This is a genomic window from Pseudobdellovibrionaceae bacterium (assembly GCA_020635075.1).
GTDB lineage: Bacteria > Bdellovibrionota > Bdellovibrionia > Bdellovibrionales > UBA1609 > JADZEO01.
This window is the reverse complement of record JACKAM010000001.1, coordinates 1897392-1912909: the sequence shown is the minus strand read 5'-3', so window position 1 is coordinate 1912909 and position 15518 is coordinate 1897392. Positions and strand designations below refer to the sequence as shown.

Genomic DNA, 15518 nt, shown 5'->3' with positions numbered 1-15518 from the left:
CCATCAGCTGGCAAAGTGGGACTGATGGCCAGAGGGAGATTTCTTCAGGAATTAGTTCTTATGATTCTTCCAGGCGGGATTCTGAGTTAAAATGGAGTAGGCCTTGCGGCGAGCCTCGTACTCTGTGACCCCAGCCTCATTAACGATAAAATCAGTCATTCCGGACAAGGCCTCATCAAAGGTTTTTAAAGATCCATCTTGATTGGCACAATGAACGCAATATTCCTTGCTGCTGTCTCCGAGGGGAAAGTGTGAAGATTCTTTGAGTGGCATTCCACAACTAATGCAGGCCTTTTCCGTTTCCATTGTCTCTCCTTAACCGGACTATTGTCTAAATTGTTTGGAATTTACCCTTTGATTTTAACCAATACAGGCAGGTATTTCCACGGCTAAGGTGAATTCCGGACCCTCGGTCCGAAAGCCTAATTGTTTTTTGCTTCTTCTTCCTCGATCTTGCGGCGTACTTCGCCCATGTCGAGATTTTTGACTGCTGCAATCAGTTCTATGAGTTGCTCTTCCGGAAGGAGGCCTGGCTGGAAAAAGACTTCCAGCTGATCGCGGATCACCATAATTGTGGGAATGCTGCGAATTTGAAAGTGTAGGGCCAACTTTTGTTCTTCCTCGGTATTGACCTTGCCAAAAACGATTTCCGGATATTGTTTCGAGACTTCTTCAAAGATTGGTGCGAATGCCTGGCAGGGACCACACCAGGGAGCCCAAAAGTCGAGGATGATGATTTCGTTGTTCGTGTAGGTTTCACGGAAGTTGCCGTCGGTAATGTCGATCAAGGGCATAGGTTAGGATCCTGTTAAAAGGGTGAATTCAGCTGCTGACCCAAGGTTAGGTCTTTAGGTCCAGCTAGGCAAGATGACTTGGAGTCTAATCTGATCCGGATGCGGTGCTACCAATTTTTGACTCAGTACTATGCTTTCTCAATAATAGTTGGGAAAATAGAAGTCCGGGGGTTGGTCTATGGACAAAAAGGTCCTTGTCGACATGGTTGTGGAGTATTTGGAAAAGCTTTTGAATGCACTCCTTGATTCAGCTAAGGAAGCTAAGGATGCGGCCACCAATGAGGAATCCAAGGCGGAAAACAAATATGATACCCGAGGCTTGGAGGCCTCTTATCTTGCCGGTGCTCAAGCGGAGAGGGCTGGAGTTCTCCTTCGTGCCATAGATACCATTCGCAAGATGACAATTTTGTCTTTCAACGATCAAAAACCCATTCAAAGCTCGGCCATTGTCGAAGTGGAAATGGATGGGGATGAAAAGCGCACTTTCTTTTTTATCCCTACTCAGGGTGGAATTCGCCTTGAGCTCAATGGACAGGTGATTCAGACCATTTCGCCCGAATCCCCTATTGGCAAGCTTCTGCTCAATAGGGAAGTGGGGGATAGCTTTGAGATGAAGACCAAAGACTCCTCTCATGAGTACGAGATTCTTTCTGTTAAGTAGCCTGGCGGCCATATAGACTTATCTGGCACAACTTACCCATCTGATCCGTGTTATCTATGTAACAGGGAGAAAGACGATGGCAGAGGTTGTTAAAAATACCTTGTATATTCTAGTACTTACTCTAATATTTGGGCTTTCGCTGAAGGCCTGGTCTCAGGGCTCTATGAACCTGATTGGCTCCAAAGGCTACGCCACTTCTCTGGGGCCATCAACGGGTCTGGGGTTTTCCCTCACCGGTGGCAAGGGCCCACGAGAGGTTTCCTTTGGCTACCTGTCCAATGAGATTGAAACAGCTCCGGATCAAACCTACCATCTGGAATCTTACTTTATCGACTTCCACAAGCGTGCCCATGAGAGAGCTGCTTTATTTTGGGGAGCTCGTGTGGCCTATTTGGTGTCCCGTGCTCCAGAGAGAGACTTCAATTCGGGGCTGGGAGTGTCTCCCCAATTGGGCCTGGATGTTCCACTCGGGCAAAGGATGACTCTGAGATTTGGCGGGGAGTGGTATCCCTTTCGCGAGTACTCCGCCTTCCAACTGACCTTGAGGTTTCACCGACCGCGGTAGTTGGTCCTCCATCGAACCTGAGGTGGTCTGACGAATTTTGGCGAGCGAGCAAATTGTGGCGATCAGGCATTCTCAGGAGCCATCCTAACGATGTTGAAGCCCAAAATAGTTGGCTAAAAAATTGCTCCCAATTGAGGCGAATCGCTGGAGATCGGGAGTCCGCTCATGCTTGGTCGAATTGCAGTCATTTTATGCCTTAGTTTCAGCTCATCCAGCTGGGGTCAGGATTTCAGTTGTGGCCTCATTATGGGGTTAGGGCCTGGTCTTAAACTCATTCACTTTCAAAATCAGAAAGTAAGTGGGGCCAAGGACTTTGCCTTTGCCAGAAGTTCAGTGCTCCTCACCCGTCAGATGTCGAGCAATCTGGCCGATGACTTGGATGTCTTGGTTCATCGGGCGGGTGGCCAGAATGCCTACGCCACCGGTGTGATGAAGGAAATGGCCGGGCAATTTCAGGTGCTCGCCAAAGACGAAAAGAAGGCCTACACCCTTGGCGGATGGAAAGAGATCATCAGTGATCAGGGAGAGCGGCTGGAGACCATTGCTGGCCAATATCAGGAGCTACTGAACTTTGTTTGTGCAGCTCCGATTAAGCCCGAGCAGGGGCAGTGTTGGGGATACTGGCCAAGGCAGGCTCAATAACATGATTCTTAAGAAAGTATCGATGACCTCAACTGGACTTTAGCTTCCTGGACAGTCAGCAGCTCCTGTTGTTAAACTGACTTTTCCTAGATGGGAGTCAAATTATGAAGTCGGTCATTTTGGTTTTGAGCCTTGCCTGTTCGAGTCTGGCCTTTGCCTCTAGTCAAGACTATGAAATTTTTCTTCGATTCTATGCCGATGGAAAACTCATCACCTCGCCCACCATGACATCGGTCAAGGGGGAGCAAATTGAATTGGTGCAGACATCCACAGACCTTAATCGGACATTTAAGACCAAAATCATGGCCAGTGACAGGGAGCATCCCAATATCAAAGATGCCATTCATCTGGATGTGGAGATGGAATTCGAGATGAACAAGACGAAATACAAGTCGAAGTCGGAAATTCTTCTCCAGCCTGGAAATGAAGGGACGATCAAGGCCATCTCTCCGGAGGGCAAAGAAACTCTGTCTCTTAAGGTGGTAGCGAAAAGGCGCTGAAGCTTACACCCTCAGCGTCTTGTCGGTGTTTGATTTAGTGATCACCCGATTGAATCGTTGTGAGGATGCTACTGACCCCCTGTTTGGCATCACCAAAAAGCATCTTGGTGTTTTCCTTATAAAAGAGGGGATTGTCCACGCCAGAATAGCCCGAAGCCATGCTGCGCTTCATGACGATCACGTCTTTTGATTTCCAACACTCAAGAACGGGCATACCGTAAATGGGGCTGTCGGGATCGTCCAGTGCCCCTGGATTTACGATGTCATTGGCGCCAATCACCAGAGTCACGTCCACCTCAGGGAAATCTTCGTTGATCTCATCCATTTCGAAAACAATGTCATAGGGGACGTTGGCTTCGGCCAATAGGACGTTCATGTGCCCCGGAAGTCGACCCGCAACAGGGTGAATGCCAAAGCGAACGTTGGCGCCTTTGTTGCGCAAAATTGAAGTGATTTCCTTGATCGGGTGTTGGGCCTGGGCGACGGCCATTCCGTATCCAGGTATAATCATGATATTAGAAGCGTTCATCATCAGCTCAGCGGTTTCCTCAGCAGATATCGAATGAACTTCCCCCGCTGGCTGCTCTTGACCGGCACTTTTAGGTTTGGCCGGTGTCGCTCCAAATCCACCAAAAATCACATTCCAAATAGAGCGATTCATGGCTTTGCACATGATGTAGCTGAGAATGGCACCAGAACTGCCCACCAAGGCGCCGGTCACAATCAATAAGTCATTGGCCAACATAAATCCCGTGGCTGCAGCAGCCCACCCCGAGTAGGAGTTGAGCATACTGACCACTACTGGCATATCCGCTCCTCCTATGGCCATCACCAAGTGCCAGCCAAGGAAGAAGGAAATAAGGGTCATAATAACCAAGGGAGGAAGACCTTCACCTGTTCCCGTGGCCTGGGAAAACATCAGGCCCAAAACAACCGAACCCACCACGGCACTTAAGTTAACGAAGTGTCTCCCTGGAAATAGCAAGGGCTTGCTGCCAATGCTTCCGCGCAGTTTTCCAAAGGCGACGATGGAGCCAGTAAAAGTGATGCCACCAATAAACACGCCAACAAAGATTTCGATTTCGTGAATGATTTTGGCTGCACCTGAGAGTTGGTCCACGTCTCCCGCCAGGTAACTTGATGCGCCGACCAAAACAGCCGCCAGGCCCACAAAACTGTGGAGGATGGCCACCAGCTCTGGCATCGAAGTCATGGCCACGCGAGCCGCGACAATGGCGCCGATGATACATCCGATGAGAATTCCACCGAGAGTCGCGGCTAGACCCATACCACTGCCGGCCCCTAGTAAGGTAACGACGATGGCCAGGGTGATGCCAATGATTCCGTAGAGATTCCCCTTGCGCGCTGATTCCTGGTTAGACAACCCACCTAAACTCAAAATGAAGAGGAGACTTGCCGCTAAATATGAAACCGTCAGTAATCCTTGAGTCATGGTCAGTTCTCCTACTACTTCTGAAACATCTTAAGCATTCGTTTGGTGACTAGAAAACCACCGGCAATATTTATCGATGAGATCACAACCGCAATCAGCGACAAAATGGCGGCCAGACCAGTTACGTCTGCTTTGAGTTGGACGATAGCGCCAATAATAATGATTCCGCTAATCGCATTGGTTACACTCATCAAAGGTGTGTGCAGGGCGGGAGTGACGTTCCACACAACCTGCCAACCCACCACACAGGCGAGAACAAAAACGCTAAAGTGGCCTAGAAAGTCATTTGGTGCTCCACGGCCAATAACAAAAAGTGCTATGGCCAGACCGATGAGGGCAAAGTCCAATCCTGAAACCTTTCCTTTTGGCTTCTCAACTGGGGGCGGAGGTGGCGCCTTGGCAGGAGCCGGTTTTGCTTGTGGCGGAGGGCCTGCAGGTTTTGGCGGTGGCCAGGTGACTTCGCCGTTATGGACAATGAGTGCACCGCGAACCACTTCGTCTTCAAGGTCGATCTTGTACTCCCCACCTTTGGTCATATCAGACAACAAGTGGGTCATATTGGTGCCATATAACTGGCTGGCGGTGGAAGGAAGGCGGCTTGGTAAGTTGGAGTACCCAACAATCGATACGCCTCCTTTTCTCACCACTTTGTCTTTTTCTGTCAACTCGCAGTTGCCACCTTGTTCGGCAGCCAAATCCACAATGACTGAGCCTTCTTTCATTAGGCCTGCAGTTTCGGCAGTAATCAGGCGGGGTGCCGGTTTTCCGGGAATGAGTGCCGTGGTGATAATGATATCCACTTCTCTTGCCTGTTGGGCAAAGAGTTCCATTTCTGCTTTGATAAACTCAGGACTCATAACCTTGGCGTATCCGCCGGTGCCCGCTCCTTCTTCTTCAAAATCCAACTCAAGGAACTCGGCCCCCATGCTTTTTACCTGGTCTTTCACTTCCGGGCGGGTGTCGAAGGCGCGGACGATGGCTCCAAGTCCCCGAGCAGCTCCAATTGCCGCTAGGCCGGCCACACCAGCGCCGATGACCATCACTTTTGCGGGAGGGACTTTACCAGCGGCGGTGATCTGTCCTGTGAAAAAGCGGCCGAACAGATTGGCGGCTTCGAGGACGGCCCGATAACCAGCGATGTTCGCCATGGAACTTAAGACGTCCATCTTTTGTGCTCTTGAGATGCGCGGGATGCAGTCCATACTGATGACGGTGGCCCTTTTTGCAGCCAGGCGATCCACCAAGTCTTTGTTTTGCGCCGGCCAAATCATGCTGATCAAATGGCCTTCAGGCTTTAGCAAGTCGATTTCATGAGTCCCTAGCTGGCTGTGCTGCTGAGGGGGATTGATTTTCATAACGATATCAGATGTGGCCCACAGGGTCTTGCAGTCATCGACCACCGTGACTCCCACTTTACGATAAGCCTCGTCTGTAAAGTCGGCCTTAGCCCCTGCACCGGCTTCAATTTGCAGTGTGAAGCCCATCTTTTGCAGTTTCTTGGCCGTATCGGGTGTAAGCGCCACCCGGCATTCGCCCTCTTTGGTTTCGAGGGGTACACCGATCTTAAGAGGAGTCATATCCGCATCCTTTGTCTTCCCAAACTTGATCTTAGGTATTGGTAACTGGAGCCCTATTTATAGAGGCGCAGCGGGCAGCTGTCAGCGAAGATTTATTCTCATTGGCGCGGCGCAAAACAGACTGTAAATGCTTGGGGTTGCATAGGTTATTGGATTTTTCTTTAGATCGCCAGGTGGATGGTCCGATACAGGACTATGGACTACAAAAGGCTGGTTTCTCAGCTTGAGAATAAGAACCGCCAGGGTAAGGGGTTGGAGGTTAGGCGGAGCTTGAAGAAGCTCAGCCTAAAATCCATTCCTCATGAGCACCGGTTACCCTTGGCCAACCTGGCGAGACGAAACAATTTGCCTGATTTGACAGTGCGAATCTTAAAGCCATTGGTTCGCCCGGCAGCCGGACTCAAGTCGTCGGCTAATCCAAACGAGTTGGCGGAATACGCAGTTGGTCTTTCCTATTTGGGAGTTACTAAAGAGGCTGAAAACATTCTATCCACAATTCGGCCGGAGGATGTGCCCCAGGTTCTGTTGTTTCAGAGTTTTATGCACTTTTCCCGCTGGGAATACGCTCAAGCCGCGCCATTGCTGCGGACCTACTGTCAATTTCCAAAACTGGAAGACTATCAGCGCCTCGTTGGCCGGGTGAACTTGGCAGCGGCCTTGATTAATTCCTCAGCAACGGGGGAGGCTGAATCCTTACTTGCTGATTTGCTCAGGGAGACAGAGGAGCGCAAACTTTCTCTTCTCCATGGTAATTGTCTGGAGTTGAATGCCCAATTGATGTTGGAGCAGAAAAAGTTTGCCGAGGCTTTGAACCTCCTTAAACGTTCAGAATCCAATCTCTCTCAAGGGGGCAATCTCAGTCAGTTCTATGTGTTTAAGCTCCAGATGTTGCTTCCGGTTTTGCAGGGAGATTCTTCAGCGCCAGCACTGAGAAACTTGCGACGATTGCGGGAGGAGGCGTTAAGGGTTCATCACTGGGAAACCTTGCGCGAGTGCGACCTTCACGAAGCCGGTATAACGCAAGACTCGGATTTGGCGGCCCACCTTTACTTTGGTACCCCCTATCGATCCTACCGAGAGAGAATCCTTTCAGCAACCGAGGGATTTTTTGTCCCCCCCCACGACTATGTTTTCACCCGCGATCAGGGTGCTGATCCCCTTATCGTTTTTGACCTTATGGGTGCTCAGATTGAAGGAAAAAAGGCTCAACTTCCCAAGGGAAAGAATCTCCATCGTGGGATATACTTCCTGTCTCGTGATCAATATAGACCGATTCGTTTGGGTGGACTGTTTTCCAGTCTTTTTCCCCAGGATTACTTCGATCCGGTGACCTCGCCCGACCGCATTTATCAGCTCATCAAAAGACTTCGTGCTTGGTTGAAAAAGGCCCACCTGGATTTGACTATTGAGGAAACCGATGGGGCTTACTCCTTAGTCATTGGTGAGGGGTTAGGTCTGCGGATCGGTGAGGAGCTGTCCTCTGAGTATAACAAGGAACTCATGCAACTCATGCATGTTCGAGAACAGCTGGGGAAGTCCGACTTTACTGCCAAACAGGCATGTAAGGCCCTGGGATTCTCGCGGACCTCCTTCAATGCCTTCATTAACTCCTGTATGGATCAAAATCTGGTGTTACGAGCAGGATCAGGACGAAACACCTCCTATAAAATTGTTGAACCCCACGCGCAGGCAGGTTGACTTGTTTCAGGTTGAGATGAGATTTCCCCTTTCTATCGGATAATGTCAGTTCTTTTCCGTTGTCAAATTAGAGATACTGTAAGTGGCAGATAGGTTAACTCCCGTTTTCCGCTGCATTTTCGTACTAATCGCTCGGTATTCGGCCCCTAACAACCCCTGGGGCCGAGTATTTTCATTTGGGAGTTCACCTGTCGGGTAATATCAGTCGAGATTTCTCCCCGTATTGGGTAGAATGATAACTGAGAGGCTAGAAAAGTGAGGCTAGGCGTGAAAAGGAATTCAAAGTATCTCATAGGTACCATTGCGTTTCTCAGTCTTACTTTGGGCTTATTCCAAAACTGCACCAATTCAAAGCTGCGGTTCAAGAATTTCCAGTCATCAGCAAAGCAAATGGAAGGGGCCTCAGGCCACGGCTCGGGCTATGACGGCAAACTGGACCCAGGCTTGCTGGTGCAGCAAGATCCTTCCCAAACGTGCTTTCTGAAAGATGGTACCCCGACTCATGTGAAGTCCATAATTCGGGTTCACAGTGAGGGAAATCTTTCATACTCCGACAACTGCCGTGAGGAAAATCCCCAGAACATCGACAGTAAGGATGTGATTTTTCTCTATGAGTCTGTGGTCGTCTTTGGTGGCGATCTGTACCGCGCTGAGGAAAAAGTGCCCACCAACGAGGAACCTCGTCCTCACTTGTTGGGGACCTGTATGTTTCGTGAATTGGAAGAGCCGATTCAAGGCGGAGCCTTGCTGAATGTTCAGGTCAATGTACTGGAAGAGAATGGCAATCCTTTTGTTGAAACCATCATTGAGGAAGTTGAGGGCAATGGACCCCATATTGTCGAGTTTGAGCCAGCTGAGCCGAGTGTGTTTGAGGACAAGTTGGATTGGCTGAAGCTGCTCGTCGATTCTTTCAACTATGAGCTCAATATCTATCACGACCGCCTGAAGCAAAAGCCGGTAGAGCTTACGATCCTAGTGCGCGGAAGCGAGCGGCGAGTTCTCGCTGAGCGACAAGACGCCTGTTTCTTCCCCTAGCTTTCACCCTAATTAGTTTTATCGTATTCCACAAAACCAGTGGTTGCCTTTCGTCGTGGCTGAGTTTGACTGCCCGTACACCCCGTGAATTCGAATCCTCTGCCGTCGCGCATGGGCGTATCCGAACTGCGGCAGCGACGGTGACGCAGTCCGAAGACGCGCCTGCGGCCGAAAGGCGCGTGAGAATTTACGGGGTGTACGGGCAGTCAAACTCAGCCACTGAGGAAAGGATTTTGTGGAACGACCGAGAACGACCGCATACGCAGTTTTGTGTCGGATAATGTCAGTGGGAGATTGTCTGCTCTTTTGAGATTCTAATAGTGCGGGACGTGGTGGTGAAAGCAAACAAAGGAGTCTGAGATGACGAGAATCTTTATTATCCTGGCACTTCTGGTATTGGGGACCGGTTGTGAGGATGTCTTAAAAAATGGGGTCGGGTTTGCAAAAGATAGTAGTGGGCTAAACGGGTTCTCATTTAGCAATGATGCCCGCAGCAATGTTCTTGATGGGAATGAGGAAGGTCGCTGCGAGTGTAAGGAAGAGGGTGAGAATGGCAGGGAAGAAGGTGAAGAGCCAGGCTGCCGTGAGCCAGGTGAAGGGCTAAGCCCCTGCGAGGCAGAGGCTAAAGAGATGATTCACCACTTCCAAAGGGAATTGGAAGAGGCTATCCAGGAATTCAAACATTTGCGAGAACAGGAGCGCCGAGAGATCTTCGAGCTTCTTGAGGCCCAGGAGATTACTGAGGAAGAGGCCAAGCGCCGACTGCAGGCCCTGGAAGAAGAGGGCGAGGGTTTTTGGCGGCAAATTGAAGAGTGGGAGCAGAACTTTAAACGTGAGCTTCAGGAAATGCTTGAAGAATGTAAGAACAATGGGGGCGAAGAAGGCGGCGGCGAGGAAAAACCTGAGGAACCAAATGAGCCTCGGGAGCCGAAAGAGTCCAACGGCAACGAGCCCTCAGAAAAGTAAATATTGTCCCTTAGCGTCCAAATGGTTCTTGGGTAAACCAAAATGGGGGAAGCACAAGGGAGGCGTCAGCCTCCCTTTTTTTGGTGGCCACTAATGAAGACGATGGTCATCTTGCTTGGTGCGAATGTTACATGCTGTGCAAAAGGCCTCTTCTTTGACTTCCAAGGTAATGAAGTTCGTATTGTGAGTGAATACGAGCTCACTACCGCACAGGCAGCAGTGGTGGTAGTCCTCAAGAAATTCCTCGCGGTGATTCGGTCTATCGATAATGTGGAACTCGGCCACAATCTGGGGTTCAGTTGAAGGAGTCTCTTCTTCCTTAACTTTCTTGAACGCGTCCATGCGTTTCCTCCTCGCTAGGTGATTAACCTTACATAGGCGCTATCGGAGTCCCATCTGTTTGCTTAAGGCAAGCTCTGGAAATAACTGCTAATTTAGTCTTCAGACCGAAGAAAATTTTGCCGGGTCCTGGAGTGATTACGCGATAAGACAACCGGTGACCTCACGACTAGACTTCACTAAGGTAGGGCTATGTTGTCACCGCAAGGGATCTCTCCAGAAATGTTATATCTCTATCAGGTGTTGGGAGTGCGAGATCTACTCCTTCCTGAAAGCCTTTCATTGACTCAGGGATCTAGTCCTCAAACACCGAGTCGTTGGAGTTGGGAAGGTGATCCGGAAGGACAATTTGTTCTCTTTGTGCCGGAACCCATGTCGATTCAATTGAGTGAATTGTGGGAGCGAATTCGTCAGGCCCTCAAGGTGTCTTCGGTCGTTTATTTGCGTGGTGAAGGCAGTGAAGAGGAGCTGACAGACTTGGTTTCGCAAATCACGGTGAAAAAGGGTCTGGTGTTTGGGCGGCAGTGGGCGGAGCAGCTCGGAGTTGGGAGCTTGAAGCTGGGCCAGACCCAGGTGTTTGGTGGCGTCAATTGGAAGCTGACCTACGGATTGGCAGATATGTTGGGGAGTGGTCGAGAGGTGGCGAAAAAGAAAAAAGAGGCGTGGGAGCACATGAAGGAGCTGCTCAAGTGAGGGACTTGGGGCGATTGCTTTTGAGCATTTTTTTTCCCTTGCTGTTTACGGTTCAGGTGAGTCTTGGTGAAGAGTCACTTGAACCTGGAACCTGTACTTTGCAAATAGAGGTGGTCGGAGCCATTGGACCGGCGACTTTGGATTTGTTTCAGCGGGGACTCGCCCGTGCTCAGGACAACAAATGCTCCTCTTTGCTCGCACTCATTAATACTCCCGGTGGGAGTCTCCAATCCACTCGTCTCATTGTTGAGGAGATTCTGAACTCGCCAATTCCGGTCCTCTGTCTTGTGCATCCCAGTGGTGGTCACGCAGGAAGTGCGGGAGCGATCATTCTTCAGGCCTGTCACGTCAGTGGGGCCGTGGAGGCCACTAACATTGGGGCGGCAACTCCGATTGCCTCAACCGGCCAGGAGATTCCAGAGGATTTGCGCAAGAAACTTCTCAACGACACTCGCAGCTGGTTGGAAGGTCTCACCAAATTGAGAAAACGGAGTGAAAAGTTTGGTCAGGACATTATCCTCGAAGCCAAGGCTGTCAGTGCCAGAGATGCGCTAAAGCTTGGAGCTATTGATTTTGTTGGCCGTCAGAAGCAGGAATTTCTGACCTTTGCTCATGGGCGAAAAACCCAAATCAAAGATCAGCCGGTTGAGTCCCCTGTAGTGGTCGGCCCTCTGGAAATCTGGGAGCCGGATCTTCGCCATCGACTGGTGGCCTTTTTGACCGATCCGCAAACCGCTTACATGATGTTTATGGGAAGTCTGGCCCTGCTTTACTACGAGATCACTCATCCTGGTTTGTTGGTTCCGGGTGTGATTGGGGCGGCCGGTCTGATCATCAGTCTGGTGAGCTTGCATCGCTTGGATGTAACATGGGGAGGACTTCTTCTTTTGTTGTTGGGGGTCGTTCTGATGATTGCCGAAGCCTTTGTGGCCGGATTTGGCGTATTGGGCATTGGTGGTGTGATTTGTTTTGTGGTTGGCAGTCTAATGTTATTTGATCCGGCTCGCACTGGAGTAGAGCTTCCGATAGCCTTGATTGCTCCCACCTCCATTGGGCTTGGGGCGATCATGTTTTTGGTTGCCTATATGGCTTTCAATACGCGTAAGGTACAAAAACGGGGGAGTTTTGACGACATGATTGGCCTTGAAGGTAAAGCCGTCGTTATAGACCCTCAGGATGCTCGGGAGGGCCAGTTGGAGGTGGCGGGGGAAACCTGGCACTTTCGTTGCCAGGAAGAGGTACAGGTCGGTGAGCACCTCAAAGTGGTGGATCACAAGGGCTTGACTGTTGAAGTGGAAAAACAAAAGGAGACCTAAAGCATGTTTTCGCCGCAAATGGGATTTCTCATTGCCTTTATTGTTATAGTTATTTTCTCGATCATCAAAATCCTTCCGGAATGGGAAAGGGGCGTGGTATTGCGGTTTGGTCGCTCCATTGGCGTTCGCGGCCCTGGACTGATCTATTTGATTCCGGGAGTGGAGCGATTGATTCGAGTCGATACCCGAACCATCACCATGGACATCCAACCTCAGGACGTGATAACTCTCGATAACGTCAGTATGAAAGTCAATGCAGTGATCTATTTCCGGGTGATGGATCCCGAAGCAGCCATCACCAAGGTGGAAGATTATTACTTTGCAACCAGTCAACTGGCGCAGACGACTTTGCGATCGGTTCTAGGTCAGTACCAAATGGACGATTTGCTCGCCAGTCGTGATCAGATCAATCATGCACTTCAGGAGATTTTGGATAAAGCGACTGAGCCCTGGGGAATTAAGGTGACGGTTGTGGAGATGAAGCACATCGACTTGCCTAAAGAAATGCAGCGGGCAATGGCTCGTCAGGCTGAGGCTGAACGAGAGCGCCGGGCAAAGGTGATCAGTGCTGAAGGTGAATTGCAGCGTTCAGAGCGCCTAGCTGAGGCTTCAAAAAAGTTGTCTGAGTCGCCGTCAGCTCTGCAGTTAGCCTACCTTCAGGCTTTGAATGACATCAGTGGAGAAGGGACGCGGACAATTATATTCCCTCTGCCACTTGATTTTCTTACGGCCTTTAAAGATTCGTTGAATAAGTGAGGAGGTCCTGATTTGAAGGAATGGATTCTTTCAATATTGGCAATAGCGATCGTTGCGGGTGGGCTCGGCACTGGTGCTCAAGCTGAGCCCGTTAGAGTTCGACTCCGTCGCGCTCTCCAGTCCGTGGATATTCAGGCAATGGACTTAAAGTTGAGCTCTTTAGGTTCTCAAAGATCAGTTGTCCCGGTTGCGGCTGTCGCGCCCCGGTTGGAGTCCATACGTATTCGCTTCAAACCGACCAAGTCCGGGATTCCCATTTGGAAAATTCAATATCGTGATTCCAAACAGACTGTGGAGTCTCAGACTTTACCTCTGGAGGTCCATGGAGAAGTCATGCGTTTGGGGTTAGAGCCGGTACCCCGCCACCTCAAACTTTTTCCACGCGAGGATGGGCGCATTGATGTGATCACTGAGTTGGATGTTGAAAGCTACCTGTCTGGAGTCTTGCCCTCGGAAATGCCGGCGTCCTGGCCTCTTGAGGCACTTAAGGCTCAGGTGGTTGCCAGTCGCTCCTATATGTATAGCCTGATGAATGAAAAACAAGGCGAGCACTTTCATCTGGAGGCGTCAGTTTTTGATCAGGTCTATTCCATGATGAATGATGTGATAACCAACCCCCATCACAGGGGAACCATATCCCAGGTGATTCGCGAAACCAAGGACCAGGTGTTGGTCGATGCGCAAGGGGAGATCGTCCGAGCGTACTATCATAGCGACTGCGGGGGACAGACGGAGGAGCCAGGTCGAGTGTGGGGGACGGGCGCGAAAATGGGAACGGTCAAGGACCCCAGTTGCCCATTGAGTCCCCATGGCCTGTGGACATTTAAGATCAAGCGCAAGGAATTGGGCGAAAGGTTGGGGCGCTATCTTTCCTGGCCGACTGATGATCCATTTATGAGTCTTGAGGTTATCGACCGCAGCCCATCTCGGCGAGTCGGAAACTTGCGGGTTTTGTTTAATCGCGGGGAGGCGATACTTTCAGCTCAGGATCTGCGGCGGGTGCTGGGTTTTTCCCGGATCAAAAGCACCAATTTTCAGCTTCACTGGGGTGCAGAGGATTTGACTATTCATGGCCGTGGATTTGGTCACGGTGTGGGAATGTGTCAATGGGGGGCTCGAACCTTGGCTAACCGGGGTCTTAGTTATCAGCAGATTCTCAAACACTACTATATGAAGGCTCGAATCCAACCTCTATCTGAGGTGGGGGGCTGGTCTGCACAGGATTTGAAGAAAAAGGCCAAGTCAGGGCAACAGGCTATCACCCTTTGAGGACTTCCAAGGGTGGGTATCATAAGATTTGGTTGGTGGGACTAGCTCATCACCCCAATTAGCACCCTAACTACGAAAAAAACAACGGCGCTGGCGGCGAGCAGGTTCACAGTATTCACTCTTATCATTTCGACACTCCCTCAAAAGACCTGTCGGCAGAAGTCTGCGGAACTTTAGTCGAGGCTCCAGATTTTCTTAAAAAATTCCAAATCTTAGGAGCCATGTTGAGGAAGTGCAGATCTCCTTTTGGCAGGTGAGAATAGGTCTAAGTTATTGGTATCTATGCGGTAATCGAAAAACTGACAATAATTGGCTTTACAGTGGGGGTTTGACACTTCTACAAAGTGGCCAATGGATCCACAATACGAGTCTAAAATTGAGTCATTTCAGTGACTTGTCTCATTTTGAGGAAATCGGGCACAGGCTTGGCACTACCAGCGGGTAGAAAAGACCAATTAAGGAAAGGTCTACTTAACGAGGGTAGAAGTATGAAGCACTGGAAGAACATTCTGATCGCATTGACCAGCCTGGTGGTACTGGCTGGTTGTGCGAAGGAAAAGAAAAAGAAGACGGAGCCTCCACCGGAAGCTCCAATTGTGGAAGTTCCACAGGGTCCCTATGTCCCACCGGGAACAGGACCTGGTGAAGGCCCAGGCGACAACTGGGAGTTTGGTGGAACAGCTGCACTTAATATTGTGAGCTTGTCCCGGATGTCGGATTACACCGGCCGTCCCATGAACAATCCCACAGATATTAGGGTCAATGTGAACTTGGAGAAATACGGTAACGGCTACGGTGGCCATGTGACTATTAGTTATGTGGACAATGGTTACCAGGAAACCGGTTACTTCACTTCGGGATCAAGTGACAAAGAGGTGAAGTACAACGTGTGGTTTCACAAAAGTGGCAAATATGCTTACCACGGGTTTTTTGAGGACTTCCTGGGTGGCATTGTGCTTGTGATCGACGAGTGGATCGATCTAGGTGATGGAGCTGGGCCCGATGACAAAGTCGGTGGCTCAGTGTGGTTTAAGAACTTCGGTTTCACCTACGCCCCTCATCCGCCCACTCGTTGCTGGTTTGTCTCTCTTGGACCATATGATTGCCGCGCCTGGAAGACCGACCGTGCTGTGGACACCACTCGGGCCATCAACCCTGACAGTGGTTATCAGAAGTTAGGAACCTTTTCGGGAATGAGTTTGAAGGAAGCGTTTAACGGCCAGACTGAGGATATTCTGGCGAATTTTTGAGGGT

17 protein-coding genes are annotated in these 15518 nt (G+C 50.2%); 12 read left to right on the top strand and 5 right to left on the bottom strand.

From position 1 onward, the window contains the following. Nucleotides 1-51: 51 nt before the first annotated feature. Nucleotides 52-306, bottom strand: coding sequence for a zinc ribbon domain-containing protein (locus tag H6624_08315; protein ID MCB9084336.1), 255 nt, complete (start codon nucleotides 304-306; stop codon nucleotides 52-54). A 116-nt stretch (nucleotides 307-422) separates the two neighbouring features. Next, a complete protein-coding gene (gene trxA, locus H6624_08310) occupies nucleotides 423-794 on the bottom strand; it encodes a thioredoxin (GenBank protein ID MCB9084335.1) in 372 nt (123 codons plus the stop codon). Nucleotides 795-972: 178 nt separating this feature from the next. On the opposite strand from trxA, the gene H6624_08305 reads away from it, so the two are divergent. From H6624_08305 to H6624_08290, 4 genes are all read left to right on the top strand, one after another. Next, nucleotides 973-1455 carry a GreA/GreB family elongation factor gene (locus H6624_08305; protein ID MCB9084334.1) on the top strand — a complete coding sequence of 161 codons (483 nt, stop codon included), beginning with the start codon at nucleotides 973-975 and terminating at the stop codon, nucleotides 1453-1455. A 76-nt stretch (nucleotides 1456-1531) separates the two neighbouring features. Next, nucleotides 1532-2020 (top strand): hypothetical protein, encoded by a 489-nt coding sequence (locus tag H6624_08300; protein MCB9084333.1) that lies wholly within the window; start codon nucleotides 1532-1534, stop codon nucleotides 2018-2020. A 165-nt stretch (nucleotides 2021-2185) separates the two neighbouring features. Then, nucleotides 2186-2662, top strand: a complete 477-nt coding sequence (locus tag H6624_08295) for a hypothetical protein (GenBank protein ID MCB9084332.1) — start codon at nucleotides 2186-2188, stop codon at nucleotides 2660-2662. A gap of 104 nt (nucleotides 2663-2766) precedes the next feature. Beyond that, on the top strand, nucleotides 2767-3162 hold the full coding sequence (locus H6624_08290) for a hypothetical protein (protein MCB9084331.1): 396 nt from the start codon (nucleotides 2767-2769) through the stop codon (nucleotides 3160-3162). A 34-nt stretch (nucleotides 3163-3196) separates the two neighbouring features. On the opposite strand, the gene pntB is transcribed toward H6624_08290, so the two are convergent. Further along, nucleotides 3197-4615 carry a Re/Si-specific NAD(P)(+) transhydrogenase subunit beta gene (pntB, locus tag H6624_08285; protein ID MCB9084330.1) on the bottom strand — a complete coding sequence of 473 codons (1419 nt, stop codon included), beginning with the start codon at nucleotides 4613-4615 and terminating at the stop codon, nucleotides 3197-3199. A 14-nt stretch (nucleotides 4616-4629) separates the two neighbouring features. Continuing rightward, on the bottom strand, nucleotides 4630-6192 hold the full coding sequence (locus tag H6624_08280; protein ID MCB9084329.1) for a Re/Si-specific NAD(P)(+) transhydrogenase subunit alpha: 1563 nt from the start codon (nucleotides 6190-6192) through the stop codon (nucleotides 4630-4632). A gap of 177 nt (nucleotides 6193-6369) precedes the next feature. On the opposite strand from H6624_08280, the gene H6624_08275 reads away from it, so the two are divergent. The 3 genes from H6624_08275 (at nucleotide 6370) to H6624_08265 (ending at nucleotide 9891) form a co-directional block, all read left to right on the top strand. Then, entirely contained in the window at nucleotides 6370-7890 is a 1521-nt protein-coding gene (locus H6624_08275; GenBank protein MCB9084328.1) for a hypothetical protein, read from the top strand. Nucleotides 7891-8157: 267 nt separating this feature from the next. After that, the gene (locus H6624_08270) at nucleotides 8158-8925 is read left to right on the top strand and encodes a hypothetical protein (protein MCB9084327.1); all 768 of its coding nucleotides are present in this window, start codon (nucleotides 8158-8160) and stop codon (nucleotides 8923-8925) included. Between the two features lie 360 nt (nucleotides 8926-9285). Beyond that, nucleotides 9286-9891: a hypothetical protein gene (locus H6624_08265; GenBank protein MCB9084326.1), complete on the top strand. Its 606-nt coding sequence runs from the start codon at nucleotides 9286-9288 to the stop codon at nucleotides 9889-9891. Nucleotides 9892-9981: 90 nt separating this feature from the next. Here H6624_08265 and H6624_08260 read toward each other — a convergent pair whose 3' ends face one another. Then, a complete protein-coding gene (locus tag H6624_08260; GenBank protein MCB9084325.1) occupies nucleotides 9982-10233 on the bottom strand; it encodes a hypothetical protein in 252 nt (83 codons plus the stop codon). 219 nt (nucleotides 10234-10452) lie between these two features. On the opposite strand from H6624_08260, the gene H6624_08255 reads away from it, so the two are divergent. The 5 genes from H6624_08255 to H6624_08235 all read left to right on the top strand — a co-directional run bounded on the left by H6624_08255 (nucleotide 10453) and on the right by H6624_08235 (nucleotide 15514). Continuing rightward, on the top strand, nucleotides 10453-10923 hold the full coding sequence (locus H6624_08255; GenBank protein MCB9084324.1) for a hypothetical protein: 471 nt from the start codon (nucleotides 10453-10455) through the stop codon (nucleotides 10921-10923). Continuing rightward, nucleotides 10893-12239 (top strand): nodulation protein NfeD, encoded by a 1347-nt coding sequence (locus H6624_08250; protein MCB9084323.1) that lies wholly within the window; start codon nucleotides 10893-10895, stop codon nucleotides 12237-12239. Before H6624_08255 ends, H6624_08250 begins: the two co-directional genes overlap by 31 nt. Before the next feature lie 18 nt (nucleotides 12240-12257). Further along, on the top strand, nucleotides 12258-12995 hold the full coding sequence (locus tag H6624_08245) for a slipin family protein (GenBank protein MCB9084322.1): 738 nt from the start codon (nucleotides 12258-12260) through the stop codon (nucleotides 12993-12995). A gap of 12 nt (nucleotides 12996-13007) precedes the next feature. After that, on the top strand, nucleotides 13008-14264 hold the full coding sequence (locus H6624_08240; GenBank protein ID MCB9084321.1) for a SpoIID/LytB domain-containing protein: 1257 nt from the start codon (nucleotides 13008-13010) through the stop codon (nucleotides 14262-14264). Nucleotides 14265-14752: 488 nt separating this feature from the next. Continuing rightward, nucleotides 14753-15514 (top strand): hypothetical protein, encoded by a 762-nt coding sequence (locus H6624_08235; GenBank protein MCB9084320.1) that lies wholly within the window; start codon nucleotides 14753-14755, stop codon nucleotides 15512-15514. Nucleotides 15515-15518 lie beyond the last annotated feature (4 nt).

Coding starts and splice junctions, on each gene's coding strand:
- H6624_08280 (MCB9084329.1), bottom strand. CDS start 6,192: ATGACTCCTCTTAAGATCGGTGTACCCCTCGAAACCAAAGAGGGCGAA.
- pntB (MCB9084330.1), bottom strand. CDS start 4,615: ATGACTCAAGGATTACTGACGGTTTCATATTTAGCGGCAAGTCTCCTC.
- H6624_08290 (MCB9084331.1), top strand. CDS start 2,767: ATGAAGTCGGTCATTTTGGTTTTGAGCCTTGCCTGTTCGAGTCTGGCC.
- trxA (MCB9084335.1), bottom strand. CDS start 794: ATGCCCTTGATCGACATTACCGACGGCAACTTCCGTGAAACCTACACG.
- H6624_08265 (MCB9084326.1), top strand. CDS start 9,286: ATGACGAGAATCTTTATTATCCTGGCACTTCTGGTATTGGGGACCGGT.
- H6624_08260 (MCB9084325.1), bottom strand. CDS start 10,233: ATGGACGCGTTCAAGAAAGTTAAGGAAGAAGAGACTCCTTCAACTGAA.
- H6624_08305 (MCB9084334.1), top strand. CDS start 973: ATGGACAAAAAGGTCCTTGTCGACATGGTTGTGGAGTATTTGGAAAAG.
- H6624_08245 (MCB9084322.1), top strand. CDS start 12,258: ATGGGATTTCTCATTGCCTTTATTGTTATAGTTATTTTCTCGATCATC.
- H6624_08255 (MCB9084324.1), top strand. CDS start 10,453: ATGTTATATCTCTATCAGGTGTTGGGAGTGCGAGATCTACTCCTTCCT.
- H6624_08300 (MCB9084333.1), top strand. CDS start 1,532: ATGGCAGAGGTTGTTAAAAATACCTTGTATATTCTAGTACTTACTCTA.
- H6624_08295 (MCB9084332.1), top strand. CDS start 2,186: ATGCTTGGTCGAATTGCAGTCATTTTATGCCTTAGTTTCAGCTCATCC.
- H6624_08235 (MCB9084320.1), top strand. CDS start 14,753: ATGAAGCACTGGAAGAACATTCTGATCGCATTGACCAGCCTGGTGGTA.
- H6624_08275 (MCB9084328.1), top strand. CDS start 6,370: ATGGTCCGATACAGGACTATGGACTACAAAAGGCTGGTTTCTCAGCTT.
- H6624_08315 (MCB9084336.1), bottom strand. CDS start 306: ATGGAAACGGAAAAGGCCTGCATTAGTTGTGGAATGCCACTCAAAGAA.